The 13,827-nt window shown below is 44.1% G+C and carries 10 protein-coding genes; 4 read left to right on the top strand and 6 right to left on the bottom strand.

Going from position 1 to position 13,827, the window contains the following annotated elements; all coding sequences use genetic code 11:
• Positions 1-12: 12 nt before the first annotated feature.
• Together GD630_RS00910 and GD630_RS00905 are read left to right on the top strand one after the other, a co-directional pair.
• Positions 13-843 (top strand): bifunctional metallophosphatase/5'-nucleotidase, encoded by an 831-nt coding sequence (locus GD630_RS00910; protein ID WP_007764175.1) that lies wholly within the window; start codon positions 13-15, stop codon positions 841-843.
• Positions 840-3,851, top strand: coding sequence for a glycoside hydrolase family 3 N-terminal domain-containing protein (locus tag GD630_RS00905; protein WP_143865275.1), 3,012 nt, complete (start codon positions 840-842; stop codon positions 3,849-3,851). The genes GD630_RS00910 and GD630_RS00905 overlap by 4 nt, the downstream gene beginning before the upstream one ends.
• A gap of 98 nt (positions 3,852-3,949) precedes the next feature.
• On the opposite strand, the gene GD630_RS00900 is transcribed toward GD630_RS00905, so the two are convergent.
• The 4 genes from GD630_RS00900 to GD630_RS00885 all read right to left on the bottom strand — a co-directional run bounded on the left by GD630_RS00900 (position 3,950) and on the right by GD630_RS00885 (position 8,343).
• Entirely contained in the window at positions 3,950-4,576 is a 627-nt protein-coding gene (locus GD630_RS00900) for an outer membrane beta-barrel protein (RefSeq protein ID WP_007756808.1), read from the bottom strand.
• A 15-nt stretch (positions 4,577-4,591) separates the two neighbouring features.
• On the bottom strand, positions 4,592-5,227 hold the full coding sequence (locus GD630_RS00895) for a DUF4136 domain-containing protein (RefSeq protein WP_143865274.1): 636 nt from the start codon (positions 5,225-5,227) through the stop codon (positions 4,592-4,594).
• 235 nt (positions 5,228-5,462) lie between these two features.
• The gene (locus tag GD630_RS00890; protein WP_032839862.1) at positions 5,463-5,828 is read right to left on the bottom strand and encodes a winged helix DNA-binding protein; all 366 of its coding nucleotides are present in this window, start codon (positions 5,826-5,828) and stop codon (positions 5,463-5,465) included.
• Between the two features lie 34 nt (positions 5,829-5,862).
• The gene (locus GD630_RS00885) at positions 5,863-8,343 is read right to left on the bottom strand and encodes an FAD-dependent oxidoreductase (protein WP_143865273.1); all 2,481 of its coding nucleotides are present in this window, start codon (positions 8,341-8,343) and stop codon (positions 5,863-5,865) included.
• A 129-nt stretch (positions 8,344-8,472) separates the two neighbouring features.
• Here GD630_RS00885 and GD630_RS00880 point away from each other — a divergent pair, with 129 nt between their 5' ends.
• Positions 8,473-9,813, top strand: coding sequence for a sigma-54-dependent transcriptional regulator (locus GD630_RS00880; RefSeq protein ID WP_143865272.1), 1,341 nt, complete (start codon positions 8,473-8,475; stop codon positions 9,811-9,813).
• Positions 9,814-9,905: 92 nt separating this feature from the next.
• Here the strand turns inward: GD630_RS00880 and proC are convergent, their stop codons facing one another.
• Both proC and GD630_RS00870 read right to left on the bottom strand, forming a co-directional pair.
• Positions 9,906-10,721, bottom strand: a complete 816-nt coding sequence (gene proC / locus GD630_RS00875; protein WP_143865271.1) for a pyrroline-5-carboxylate reductase — start codon at positions 10,719-10,721, stop codon at positions 9,906-9,908.
• A 53-nt stretch (positions 10,722-10,774) separates the two neighbouring features.
• Positions 10,775-12,088: an amino acid kinase family protein gene (locus GD630_RS00870; RefSeq protein ID WP_143865270.1), complete on the bottom strand. Its 1,314-nt coding sequence runs from the start codon at positions 12,086-12,088 to the stop codon at positions 10,775-10,777.
• A 438-nt stretch (positions 12,089-12,526) separates the two neighbouring features.
• On the opposite strand from GD630_RS00870, the gene GD630_RS00865 reads away from it, so the two are divergent.
• Positions 12,527-13,819, top strand: a complete 1,293-nt coding sequence (locus tag GD630_RS00865; protein WP_143865269.1) for an MATE family efflux transporter — start codon at positions 12,527-12,529, stop codon at positions 13,817-13,819.
• Positions 13,820-13,827 lie beyond the last annotated feature (8 nt).

The raw sequence follows: 13,827 nt of genomic DNA, 5'->3' as shown, positions 1-13,827 counted from the left end.
AAAATGTTGGATATGAGAAGAATTCAGATATCTTTCCTGCTCTGCCTGGCGGTAAGCTTTGCCTTTTCCCTATTTGCGCAGGATACTAAAGAACTTATACTTTTGCAGACTAGCGATGTGCATAGTCGCATTGAACCGGTCAATCAGAAAGGTGACCGCAATTATAATGAAGGAGGATTTGTCCGCCGGGCTACTTTCCTTGAACAGTTCCGCAAAGAGCACGACAATGTATTGTTGTTCGATTGCGGGGATATTTCGCAGGGGACTCCCTATTATAATATGTTTCAGGGGGAAGTGGAAATTAAGTTGATGAACGAAATGGGCTATGACGCGATGACTATCGGCAATCATGAGTTTGATTTCGATGTGGATAACATGGCCCGTATTTTCAAGATGGCAAAGTTTCCGGTAGTCTGTGCCAATTATAATTTGGAAGCTACGGTATTGAAGGATATTGTAAAGCCATACGTTATTTTAGAGAAATATGGTTTGAAAATAGGTGTCTTCGGTCTGGGAGCGGAACCGGAAGGACTGATTCAGGCTAATAAATGTGAAGGAGTAGTTTATGAGGACCCGGTCGGGGTATCGAATGAAGTGGCTGCTTTGCTGAAAGAGAAAGGATGTGATGTTGTGGTATGTCTGTCGCATTTGGGAATTCAGATGGACGAACGCCTGGTGGCGAATACACGTAATATCGATGTGATTTTGGGCGGGCATTCGCACACCTTTATGAAAGGCCCGAAAACATATTTGAACATGGATGGAGAAGAAGTGGCTGTCATGCACACGGGGAAGAGTGGTGTGCGTGTAGGCCGTCTTGATTTGACTTTGGAACATAAATGAAGAAACTTTCCTCAATCTTAGCGTTTTTATTTCTTATTTCAGCCGGACCGGTAACGGGTTCGGCTCAAAATGCTGCTGCCGTTGAACCGCAGTTGGTATATAAGGCTCTCCAGAACAAGGACTGCCGCCATTGGGTAGACTCGGTAATGGATAGGCTTTCCTTCAAAGAAAAAGTCGGGCAGTTATTTATCTATACCATCGCTCCTGTGGATACCAAACGAAATCTGGAATTGCTGCGTGAAGCCGTTGATACTTATAAAGTGGGCGGACTTCTTTTTTCCGGTGGAAAACTGCAGAACCAGGTCAACTTGACGAATCGGGCGCAGCGGCAAGCCAAAGTACCTGTTATGATTACTTTCGATGGAGAATGGGGGTTGGCAATGCGTTTGCGCGGCACACCTGTTTTCCCGAGAAATATGGTACTGGGCTGTATTCAGGACAATCGGTTGATTCATGCGTATGGGCGTGAAGTAGCCCGCCAGTGCAAACAGATTGGGGCTCAGGTTAATTTTGCTCCGGTGGCGGATGTGAATATCAATCCGAAGAATCCGGTGATTAATACCCGTTCTTTCGGAGAAAATCCGATACAGGTGGCAGATAAGGTTATCGCTTACGCATCCGGCCTGGAAGAAGGAGGAGTACTGTCTGTATGCAAGCATTTTCCTGGTCATGGAGATACGGATATTGATTCGCATAAGGCGTTGCCTGTGCTTCCTTTCACTCGCGAGCGGTTGGACAGTGTAGAACTTTATCCTTTTAAAAGAGCGATCCGGGCAGGATTGGGCGGTATGATGGTCGGCCATTTGCAAGTGCCCATCATAGAACCGGTGGGCGGACTCCCATCGTCATTGTCCCGCAATGTGGTGTATGATTTGTTGACGGACGAATTGGCTTTTAGAGGGCTGATATTTACAGATGCGCTTGCCATGAAAGGGGTGTCGGGGAATGGAAGTGTCAGTCTGCAAGCATTGAAAGCGGGAAATGATATGGTGCTGGCTCCCCGTAATCTGAAAGCGGAGATATCCGCCGTATTGGAAGCCATTGAAAAAGGGGAGTTGAGCCGGGAGGATATTGAGAGTAAATGCCGTAAGGTGCTGACTTATAAATATGCACTGGGATTAAAGAAAAAGCCGTTTGTGCAAGTATCTGGTTTGGAACAGCGTATTAACACTCCTCAGACACGTGATTTAATCCGTCGGTTGAATTGGGCGGCGATTACTGTGGTGGACAATAAGAACCATATTTTACCGTTGCACGCGGACAAGGAACAGAAGATTGCATTGCTCGAAGTCGGAAAACCGGGTGAGACGAATGCGCTGGCGAGTCAGATGTCCCGTTATACTTCATTGGTCCGTTTCCGTCTTCGTGCCAATCAGACTGAACAGGAAAATCAGAAGTTGCGTGATTCGTTGGCTGCTTATAAACGGATTGTGGTAGCGGTCAGTGAACAACGATTGGGGGCTTATCAGCCTTTCTTTGCCAAGTTTGTTCCTAAAAGCCCGACTATCTATCTGTTTTTTACACCCGGCAAAATGATGTTGCAGATTCAACGTGCGGTGTCCCGCGCATCAGCCGTGATATTGGGGCATAGCCATAATAGTGACGTGCAGCGGCAGGTGGCTGATATCTTATATGCCAAAGCCACGGCGGACGGCAGGTTGTCGGCAAGCATAGGCGGATTGTTTCCCACAGGGGCGGGAGTGACCATTACACCGAGAACGCCTTTACATTTCATTCCGGAGGAGCACGGTCTTTCGTCCGTTCTTCTGAAAAAGATTGACGCCATTGCACTGGACGGCATTCAGCAGGGAGCCTATCCCGGTTGCCAGATAGTTGTTTTGAGAAACGGGCATATCATGTATGATAAAGCGTTCGGTACGTATGCGGGAAAGGGCAGTCCTCGTGTCGAATCTACGGATATTTACGATTTGGCCTCTTTATCCAAAACTACGGGAACTCTGCTGGCTATTATGAAACTTTACGATAAAGGACGTTTCAGCCTTACCGATAAGATTTCGGATTATTTGCCGTTCTTGCAACGTACAGACAAGAAAGATATCACTATTCAGGAAATCCTGTTTCACCAGTCCGGTTTGCCATCTTGGATACCGTTCTATCAGGAAGTGATAGACAAGGATAGTTACGACGGACGATTGTTCAGTGCGCGTAGGGATGCGAAACATCCGTTACGGATTGGTACGACCACATGGGCGAATCCGGATTTTAAGTTTAAAAAAGAATATATCTCATCTGTCGGGACTGGGGATTATACCGTTCAAATCTGTGATAGTATATGGCTGAACCGTTCATTCAGGAAAGTGATAGAAGAGAAAATTGCGGAAACTCCATTGAGACAGAAACGCTATGTATATAGTGACATCGGATTTATCCTGTTGGGAATGCTGGTGGAACAGTTGGCGGAAATGCCGATGGAAGCCTATCTGCAACGTGAATTTTACGGGCCGATGGGGCTGGAGCGCACGGGTTATTTGCCTTTACGCCGCTTTGCCAAATCGGAGATTGTGCCTTCCAACAAAGATCGTTTCTTGCGAAAAGAGACTTTGCAAGGCTTTGTTCATGATGAGGCTTCCGCTTTCTTTGGTGGATTGGGCGGGAATGCCGGACTTTTTTCCACAGCCCGTGAGGTTGCCCGTATCTATCAGATGTTATTGAATGGAGGGGAGTTGGACGGACAGCGTTATCTGAGTAAGGAAACCTGTCAACTGTTTACTACGGAAGTTTCAAAGATAAGTCGGCGCGGTTTGGGATTCGACAAACCGGATATGACTGATTCGAAGAAAGGGAACTGTGCTCCCGGTGTACCTGCCGAAGTGTATGGCCATACCGGGTTTACCGGAACCTGTGCTTGGGTGGACCCTGTGAATGAGTTGGTCTATGTCTTTTTGAGTAACCGGGTTTATCCGGACGCGACCAACCGTAAATTGAATCAATTGCACATTCGTGAAAGGATACAGGAAGCGATTTATGATGCGATGAAGAAAAAGTAATCCCTCCTTTTCCGGCAAGCTATAAAAGGAAATGCCCCTCTGCTCGTGGAAGCAGAGAGGCATTCTTTTTATTAACGTAATTCTGATAGAGTTTAGCCTTAGAATGATACACCCAGTCGGAAACCGAAGTTGTTCAGTCCGTCTACACTGTAATGCAGTACATCAGCCTTGTTGGTACCATAGCTGTAGTAGAGAGCGAAGTGTAGTCCCGGTCCGTATACCCAAGGAAATACATTGATACCGATTTCAGGAGAAGCGTAGAAGCCCCAACTGTTTTCTCTAGCTTCGAGCATATTGAAGTTAGAACGGATTTTAGCATACTCGGCACCTAGTTTAGCGCTGACGTATGGTTGTACGGATCCACCGCGGTTCCATTGGTAACGGGCAGCAGCACCGAAAGGCAATTGGAACATGGTGTGTTGCTGGTCGGTAGTAACCTCACCGGCTCCCAGTTGGAAGGTTTCACGGCCTACATATTCGTGGTTCGTATGGTAGTTCAGGAAAAGACCCAAACCGATATTGGGAGTCACGAAATAACCGCCCTCAAAGTTCATACCCCAACCACTGGACTTGTCGGCAAAATGATTGCCGAGGGGAACATTAAACTGCCAGTCGATATTAGCATATCCGTTGTCTGATAGCTGTGCCTTAGCCGGCATGGCGAAGGCGATGGCAATAGCCGCCAAGGCTACTACCTTGAAGTATATATTTTTTCTTGTTTTCATAACAGTTGTAGTTGTTTATTTGTTAGTAAGATAAGGTGACTGAGTGAATGACTGATTGACAGCGTCCACTGCAAGAGTACGGTTGACAGCGCTCGAACCTGTTTCAAATCCGGTCAGATAACTGGTCCATACAACAGGGAGTTTGGCTTTTTCACCTTGGTCGGCATTCAAGTCCACCATTTCCGTCAGGAATGAGTTGGTGCTATAACTGTAAGTCACAGCGTACGGGTAGTACCATCCGCCACCCCAGTTTCCGCCCCAATAACCGGGACCCCAATAGCCGGGATAGCCCCACCACCATTCGGGCTGATTGTAGCTGGTGAAATAATAAGTACTTTCGATGTAGCTTACTTGGATACCAAGATCAGCATTTTCTTTGGTATCAGCGGCTGTATAGCCTCTAGCTTCCATGTTTTCCGTGTAAGCAGCCAGAATTTGTTCAGCGCCTTCTCCTTCGAGATATTCCGGTTCTTTACTGTCGTTGATTACCAGAATTTGATCTGCCAGATAGAATGTAGGAACTTTGAAGTCAGCTTTCTTGTCGTAGTTAGTGTATACCAGATAGTTGTTATCCAGCTTACCCATGTCCGGGTCTTTTTCGCAGGATGCGAGTGCAAAGACCGCCAATAAAATAGGAATTAATTTCTTCATATCTTTATAATGTTTAGGTTATATAAAAATCAGGCCCTGGTACCTTGGGGCTTTTGTTACAAACAACAACAAAGAAATAAAAAGGTTCGCACGAAGAATTATTTTGCCGGAAAATTAACATTTTTCTTTCTGTGTCTGTAATAAAGAAGAGAGTGTGGCATAATGAATAATAAAACGCGGATTAATTCACGTTAATCCGCGTTTTGAACTCTCTTTATGATTGGCAGAGATCCGTTTAAGATTCTGCGTCTTTGAACAGAGGTTTCAGTAATTCGGGGATTTCCACCTTCTGTATTTCCATGTCACAAACCCGTTCTCTTCCTGCAGCAGACAGGGTAAAGTACATTTGCCGCCGGTCCTCGCTTCCCAAAGTTCTGACAATCAGTCCTTTTTCTTCTAGTATCCGGAGCATTTTTGATGTATGGGAAGGGCTCAAATCCGTTTGTTTCGACAGGTTTGTTGCCGTCATTCTTTCCGAAGAACACTTGAGAGCGCACAAAATCATGGCCTCGTTCAGCGTTATCTGGTAGACTTGCTCAAAGCTAGCCTCAAAATTGGTCATAGCTCTGAATACATCGCGTATGGCACATATTGTTTTCATATTTCTCATTGCATATATTTATTATTTCGTTCCGTTAAATAAACAGATTAACGTTGGCATTGTCGGCCCGTTCCATATAAGTCGCTACACCACCGATAGTCACTTCGTCCAGAAGTTCTTCTTGTTTCACTCCCATCACATCCATCGACATCTGGCAGGCAATAAATTCCACTCCGTTCTCCAGAGCTTGTTGACGCAGTGATTCCAAAGAATCAATACCTTTCTTATTCATGATATACCGCATCATTTTTCCGCCTATTCCTCCCATGCTCATCTTTGAAAGTTTCAGTTTCTTCGAGCTGGAAGGCAACATCATGCCAAACATTTTTCCAAAAATATCTTTCTCGGTTTTCGGCTTATGCAGTTTTTTGATAACGTTCAATCCCCAGAAAGTGAAGAAAATTGTAACTTTCTGTCCTGTGGCTGCCGCACCGTTGGCAAGTACAAAGGTAGCTAAAGCTTTATCTAAATCATCACTGAACATGATAAAAGTTTTTCCTTTGCCCTCACAAGAAGTAACAATATTGCACGCTTTTGGTTCTCCTTTTTCTATAATAACAACAGATTTTCCTCCAGATGCCTCTTTGGAAATGAGCTGATTGCCGGTCGAGTTGCACCATGCGGCAGCATCACGCGGGAATCCCGGATCGGTAGCCGTAATCTCTACCCGCTCACCGGAAGCCAGTCCGTCCATCGTCTTTTTCATTTTCAGTATTGGACCGGGACATTGCAGTCCGCACGCATCCACACGGATTGTTTTTGCAGCTGCTACGGGAATTTCCGGTGCGGTTGATGGCTCGCTCGAAAGTGTCTTCTCTTGCGGTGAAGGGGATTCGGCTGTTTGGTCTTCATTCTCTTGGTGTATAACGATGGGGGCTGTGGCTGCACGGTAAGTCTTCAATCCGCCCGAAAGGTTACGTACTTTGTCAAATCCGTGTTGCGTCAATATCCGGTAAGCGAGATAACCGCGCAGACCGACGGCGCAGAACGTATAAATCATACGGTCTTTCGGCAATTCCGACATCCGGTCCCGGAGTTCATCCAACGGGATATTGACCGCTCCCGGTAATGATCCTAATGCAAACTCGTCCTGTGTACGGACATCCAGTAAGAATTTATTCTCCATCTCGATGTCTCTCAGCTCCCTCCAGTAGACAGGATTCGTTTTACCCGTAATCATATCTTCTGCTACATATCCGGCTATTGCTACAGGATCTTTGGCGGAGGAGAATGGAGGAGCGTATGCCTGTTCTACTTTCATCAGGTCGTATACTGTACCTTGATGTTTGATGACGAGCGCAAGCTCGTCAATTCGTTTGTCCACTCCGTCATAGCCGACAATCTGTCCTCCGTACAGCCGTCCCGTTTGTTTGTCGAACGTAATCTTTATACTCATCGGCATAGCGTCCGGATAGTATCCGGCATGAGAAGCGGGATGAATGGTAGACGACATATAATCGATACCTTCCAAGCGTAGCCGTTTGCCGGGCAAGCCGGTGGAAGCCACCGTCATATCAAAGACTTTGGCGATGGAAGTGCCGATGGAACCTTCGTATGGAATTTTAGCTCCCAGTATATTGTCTGCAACGATGCGTCCTTGACGGTTGGCAGGGCCTGCAAGGTAGTTGAGCCAGGACTTTCTGGTGATTGGATGGCGATATTCGATAGCGTCACCGATAGCATAAATGGCTTCGTCGGATGTCTGTAAATAGTCGTTCACGGCAATACCGCCGGCAGGGCCGATCGTTAGCTCGGCAGCCCGGGCCAGACTGGTTTCCGGCCGTACCCCGATAGATAGAATGACAATATCGGCAGAAATCGACTGTCCGTTCTTGAAAGTAACCTTCAGTCCTTTCCCTTCCCGTTCGAAAGAAGCTACGGCTTGTTCCAAATACAGGTTCACTCCTTTGTCCATCAGGTGTTGATGCACGAGCGAAGCCATCGAGAAGTCGATAGGAGCCATTACCTGATTCCCCATTTCCACAATCGAGACTTTCGCCCCTTGTGCGTGCAGGTTCTCGGCCATTTCGAGACCGATAAATCCGGCTCCTACCACTACCGCTTTTCGGGGAGAATGGCTGTTGATATATTCTTTGATACGGTCTGTATCTGTGACATTTCTTAGCGTGAAAATACCCGGAAGGTCGATTCCCGGTAATGGCGGCCGTACGGGAGAAGCTCCGGTTGATATCAGCAGTTTGTCGTAGCTCTCTTCATACGTATCCTCGCTACTCTGACGTACGGTGACCGTCTTTTTCTTCCGGTCAATAAAAATCACTTCGTTTTCCGTGCGGACATCAACACGGAAGCGTGTCGAGAATGCTTCGGGAGTCTGTACAAATAATTTTTCCCGTTCTTCAATCACTCCTCCTATATAATAAGGCAGCCCGCAATTGGCGTACGATATATACTTTCCTTTTTCCAAAAGGATAATTTCTGCTGTCTCGTCTACTCGTCTGATTCGGGCAGCAGTGGTAGCTCCTCCTGCAACGCCTCCGATAATGATAATCTTCATAATTTTATAGTGTAAATAGTTTCCTATGGAAATAACGAACTATATATAAGAAATGTTCATAGACTCATCGAAAAAAGTTATATTTGCGCACCCTGTTTTTTATTCTTCCATTAAATGTAAGTAAATTGTATGAGTAAGATTCTTATTGTTGACGATGAAATCCAGATTCGTAGCCTTTTGGCACGTATGCTGGAACTTGAAGGGTACGAAGTGTGTCAGGCTGGCGATTGTAAAGCTGCTGTCAAACAACTTGAAGTCCAATCGCCCGATGTGGTTCTGTGTGATGTTTTTCTTCCTGATGGGAATGGGGTGGATTTAGTGCTGAATATCAAGAAGCAGGCTCCTAATGTGGAAGTGATTCTTCTCACCGCACATGGCAATATTCCTGACGGGGTGCAGGCGATCAAGAATGGTGCATTCGATTATATAACGAAGGGAGATGATAATAATAAGATCATTCCTTTGATTAGTCGTGCTGCGGAGAAAGCAAGAATGAATGTCCGGTTGGAAAAACTGGAGAAGAAAGTCGGGCAGATGTATTCGTTCGATTCTATTTTAGGAGAATCGAAAGTGCTGAAAGAGGCTATCTCTTTGGCACAGAAGGTGTCTGTCACGGATGTTCCGGTATTACTTACCGGAGAGACCGGGACAGGAAAAGAGGTTTTTGCTCAGGCTATCCATTATAATAGTAAGCGGAGTAAACAGAATTTCGTAGCGGTTAACTGCTCCTCTTTTAGTAAGGAATTATTAGAGAGTGAGATGTTCGGGCACAAGGCGGGCTCATTTACCGGTGCTTTGAAAGATAAGAAAGGGCTTTTTGAGGAAGCTCATAACGGAACGATTTTTCTGGATGAGATAGGGGAAATGGCTTTTGAACTGCAAGCCAAGTTACTGCGTATTCTTGAAACCGGCGAGTATATAAAAATTGGTGACACAAAGCCTACCAGGGTGAATGTGCGTATCATTGCTGCAACGAACCGCAACCTGCAGGAAGAAATCAAAGAGGGACGTTTTCGTGAAGATTTGTTCTATCGTCTTTCTGTATTTCAGGTGCATCTCCCTGCACTTCGTGAGCGGGCAGGGGATATCAGTATTCTTGCAGCAGCTTTTGCCAAGAGCTTTTCCGAGAAACTTTCGTATTCTATTAGTGAGATGACTCCCGCTTTTCTGGAGGCTTTGGAGAAACAGTCTTGGAAAGGAAATATCCGCGAATTGCGAAATGTTATCGAGCGTAGCCTGATTGTCTGCGAAGGTGGGCGGTTGGATGTTTGCGATTTACCTTTGGAAATCCAAAACACTCATTATGAATGTTCGGATGATAGTGTAGGTAGTTTTGAGTTGGCCGCAATGGAACGCAGACATATTGCACGTGTGTTGGAATATACGAAAGGGAATAAAACGGAAGCTGCCCGTTTGTTGAAAATCGGACTTACCACCCTGTACCGGAAGATAGAGGAATATAAAATCTAAGCATACATTTTCTTAAGTCCTTTTATGCTGGCTTTGGGATATATAGCATTTCAAAATAGGCAAAAAGGACTTGAGAAACCATACCATAAGGACTATCGGAAGATTTTTGCATCTTCTTCCTCTTTGTCAATCAAAGTTGTGGCACTGCTTTTGATGGCTTGAATAATAGAAGAAGTGAAGCCTTTGTGCTCCAGTTCGTTCAATCCTTTTATAGTGGTTCCGCCCGGAGTGGTTACTTTCTCTATTTCCAGCAACGGATGAGTGTTATGATTCAGAATCAGTTCTGTCGCTCCTTCCATGCTATACGCTGCCATTTGCATGGCATCCTTGCCGGGAATTCCTAGCTCAATCCCTGCCTGCATAACCGCTTGCATATATTTTAAGGCGAAAGCTATTCCGCTGGAGGTTAATGCGGAAGTGGTATCTAGTTGTTTCTCTTGCAGGAACAGGCATTTTCCTCCTTCGTCAAATATCTGTTTTATTAATTGCTGATATTCTTTATCGGTTCCGCGGGAAGCTATCAAAGTGAGGCTGGAACGTTCTGTAATGGCCATATTGGGAACTGCCCGAAAGATAGGCATCTCGGCTTCTGTCAAATGAGCCAGGTGGGAGATACATACTCCGGACACGAGAGATACGAGGATTTGTGTACGTGAGAAACGTAGAGGAGATAATACTTCATCTACTTTCCAGGGATTGATGGCGAGGACGATTACTTCGGCTTCCGATATGGCTTGTTGATTATCGGTCGTTATGTGTATTGCCGGGAAATGTTCTTGCAGTCTCTCCAGTTTATCGATATTTGGATTGGAGACAATAATGTCTTTTTTATTGTAAAGATGTCCTTGCGCCAGACAAGTGACAATTGCACTCCCTATGTGTCCGGCTCCTATAATAGCTATTTTCATCTCTTTATTTTTTTATTTGGTTTTCAGATGTCTCTTTTTTATCCGGCTTTGAGTCAGGCTGCGCACTGACTCTCGAAAAATTGTCTGGATAGCGAACTAATCAGTCTGTTTTTATCTGTGGTATGTACAGATAGTGTGAAACAATGATCGCTTCCTCCATAAGAAATGAGAGATACGGGGATATCTTTGATAGTATCCATAATATGGCTTTCTACTTGTGTGCGTTCCCAATGAAGGGAGCCGATGATATGTATTACAGACATATTTTCGTCCATAACCATTTCGGCATATTTATGTAGTTCCCTTTGAATGATTCGCAGGGTGTCCCGGCTGGCTGTCAGCATCATCGAGATGGATACATTGGATGAGGCCATTGAGATGACATTGATTTGATATTTGTTGATAACTTCCAATATCTTACCCATAAATAAATATCCGGGCAATACATTTAATGAGGTAAAACGTACAAAGGTAGCCGAATCCTGTGAGAGGATGGCCTTGACACTGTTGCCTGTGTCATGGGAAGATATATAGAGGCGTTCTGTTGACAGATCGTGTGTATCGGTTAGGCGGATAATTATATTAGAGCGTGCCGCAAGGGTGATACAATCTGCGTAGAGCAGGTGTACTCCGCTGTTAATCAGTTGTTCGGCTTCTATGTAGGTTAGTGAATGTTGTTCTCGCAGGCAATTCCGGTTTGCGTAGATATGATTGATAGGGGTGGATAACAGTATTTCGTCCGCTTTGAATAGGGTGGCAAGCACTGTTGCATAGTAATCATTGCGTTGTTCGCTCATGAAGTCTATTTCACCATACACATTTCTGCAAATGGAAAGTGGGGCGATAAAAATATCCACATTCCGGTGCTCGTCAATGTATTGTTGGATAGATTCCTGAATATATGGGATATCCGGCTTTCTTTCCAGATTGATCTGTATAAGTTTGCCGGTATCTAATGTTTGGGCACGAAGACCCTGTTGACGTAAGCAATAAGTGAATAAATCGCTGGATAATCCGTATACTTCCGCTTTTATCATTTTATCAATCAGTAAATCTGCTTTGTCTTCTACAAGTATATGTATTTTCTTTATGCACTCCAGAATCCGGTTTTTAATTTCCTGATTTAGGTGCGAATCTGTAATGAGATGATTGGCAAGGGCATAGCAATATGCTTCGATGGCATTGACTGTGGCATGAGAAGCTTCATCTTCTTCGTGAAACCAACTGATGGAAATAGCCTGTAACCACTCCTGTAATTGTGCCAATATAGGGACTACAGCTACATAAGGATGTTCTTTCTGAATACAATTGATTACTTGCTTCATTCCATCCTCATCTTTAATTTTCTCGAATTTACAAACTTTCATTGTTATCTGGTTATTTATTGGTTACTACTCTTTTCAAAATGATATGCCCTTTTTCAAAAGAGAAAGATATTTAAGAATCATTCTTTAGCTTTAGAATATGGTATATCTTTATAAATCAATCTGTTAATGTCGTAATCAATGTTTTTAATACATCTCTTTACTATAAGTAATCTGCTAATACCGTACCATATTGTGATATAGAGTAAGATTTATTATCTTTGTAGCGTAATTGATTGATAAACCAACAGTATTCATCTATTTATGAAACTCTGCATATAGCTACGCTCAACGAATAGCATCATTTCTAACAGGGCTATTCAGCTATCCGACAGGCAACTACTCGCCTGCCAAAGAGTTTTATATCCATTTTTATAAATTTACGGAACTGTGTGCTACTATGATGTGGTATACCGTATCGTATTATTTTAAAATTGAGCAATGAATTATACATATAAGCAAATATGGCTCATCAACTTTCCTGTGATGATGAGCATTCTGATGGAACAATTAATCAATATTACCGACGCTATTTTCCTGGGGCATGTGGGAGAAGTCGAACTGGGAGCTTCTGCGCTTGCCGGAATCTATTATTTGGCTGTTTATATGCTGGGCTTCGGATTCAGCATCGGGCTGCAGGTAATGATTGCCCGGAGAAATGGGGAACAACATTATAAAGAGACGGGACGTACATTTTTTCAGGGATTATATTTCCTGTCGGGGATGGCAGTCATTCTTTGTTTGCTGATTTTGTTTGTTTCTCCATTTATCTTACGCCGGTTGATAACTTCGGATGAGATTTACCGGGCAGTGATTCATTATCTGGATTGGCGTAGCTTCGGTTTGTTGTTCTCATTTCCTTTTTTAGCTTTCCGGTCTTTTCTGGTAGGGATAACAACGACCAAAGCATTGTCCGCAGCAGCTATCATGGCTATCTGTATCAATATTCCTTTTAACTATCTGCTGATATTCAAACTGAATCTGGGTATATCCGGGGCGGCGATGGCTTCTTCTTTGGCAGAGTTCGGAGCTTTTGTCGTACTCCTATTATATATGTGGGTGAGGGTAGATAAAGTGAAATATGGGCTGAAGGTCGTTTATGATGGGAAATTGTTAATAAAGTTGTTGAGGCTATCTGTATGGAGTATGCTTCACTCTTTTATCAGCGTTGCTCCCTGGTTTCTGTTCTTCGTTGCTATTGAGCATCTGGGAAAGACAGAGCTTGCTATTTCCAATATTACCCGTAGTGTTTCTACCGTCTTTTTTGTGATAGTCAATTCTTTTGCATCCACTACGGGAGCGTTAGTCAGTAATTTGATTGGAGCGGGAGCGGGGAAAGAACTTTTTCCTGTTTGTCGTAAAGTTCTTAAGCTGGGCTATGTGGTGGGACTTCCGTTGATAGGGATAGCTCTTTGGAGCAATCAATGGATTGTCGGATTTTATACGAATAACGATAATCTGGTGAGATTAGCTTTCTATCCTTTTATAGTTATGCTGTTGAATTATGCTTTTGCACTGCCCGGATATGTTTATATTAATGCTGTTACCGGTACAGGAAAGACGAAGCTCGCTTTTATCTTCCAGTTAATCACTATTCTGGTATATTTGATTTATCTGTATCTGTTAAGTGAATGTTTTCATGCTTCTCTGACTGTGTATATGACGGCAGAATATCTGTTTGTTATTTTATTAGGGATACAATCTGTCATTTACTTAAAGAGGAAATCCAACTAGAATATGTA

Source organism: Bacteroides zhangwenhongii, assembly GCF_009193325.2.
GTDB lineage: Bacteria > Bacteroidota > Bacteroidia > Bacteroidales > Bacteroidaceae > Bacteroides > Bacteroides zhangwenhongii.
This window is presented reverse-complemented; position numbering and strand designations above follow the sequence as displayed.

What these genes read in the sequence shown, in the direction of transcription:
- GD630_RS00895 (WP_143865274.1), bottom strand. Translation starts at nt 5,227, where the DNA reads ATGAAGAAATTAATTCCTATTTTATTGGCGGTCTTTGCACTCGCATCC.
- proC (WP_143865271.1), bottom strand. Translation starts at nt 10,721, where the DNA reads ATGAAAATAGCTATTATAGGAGCCGGACACATAGGGAGTGCAATTGTC.
- GD630_RS00885 (WP_143865273.1), bottom strand. Translation starts at nt 8,343, where the DNA reads ATGAAGATTATCATTATCGGAGGCGTTGCAGGAGGAGCTACCACTGCT.
- GD630_RS00870 (WP_143865270.1), bottom strand. Translation starts at nt 12,088, where the DNA reads ATGAAAGTTTGTAAATTCGAGAAAATTAAAGATGAGGATGGAATGAAG.
- GD630_RS00865 (WP_143865269.1), top strand. Translation starts at nt 12,527, where the DNA reads ATGAATTATACATATAAGCAAATATGGCTCATCAACTTTCCTGTGATG.
- GD630_RS00905 (WP_143865275.1), top strand. Translation starts at nt 840, where the DNA reads ATGAAGAAACTTTCCTCAATCTTAGCGTTTTTATTTCTTATTTCAGCC.
- GD630_RS00910 (WP_007764175.1), top strand. Translation starts at nt 13, where the DNA reads ATGAGAAGAATTCAGATATCTTTCCTGCTCTGCCTGGCGGTAAGCTTT.
- GD630_RS00900 (WP_007756808.1), bottom strand. Translation starts at nt 4,576, where the DNA reads ATGAAAACAAGAAAAAATATATACTTCAAGGTAGTAGCCTTGGCGGCT.
- GD630_RS00880 (WP_143865272.1), top strand. Translation starts at nt 8,473, where the DNA reads ATGAGTAAGATTCTTATTGTTGACGATGAAATCCAGATTCGTAGCCTT.
- GD630_RS00890 (WP_032839862.1), bottom strand. Translation starts at nt 5,828, where the DNA reads ATGAAAACAATATGTGCCATACGCGATGTATTCAGAGCTATGACCAAT.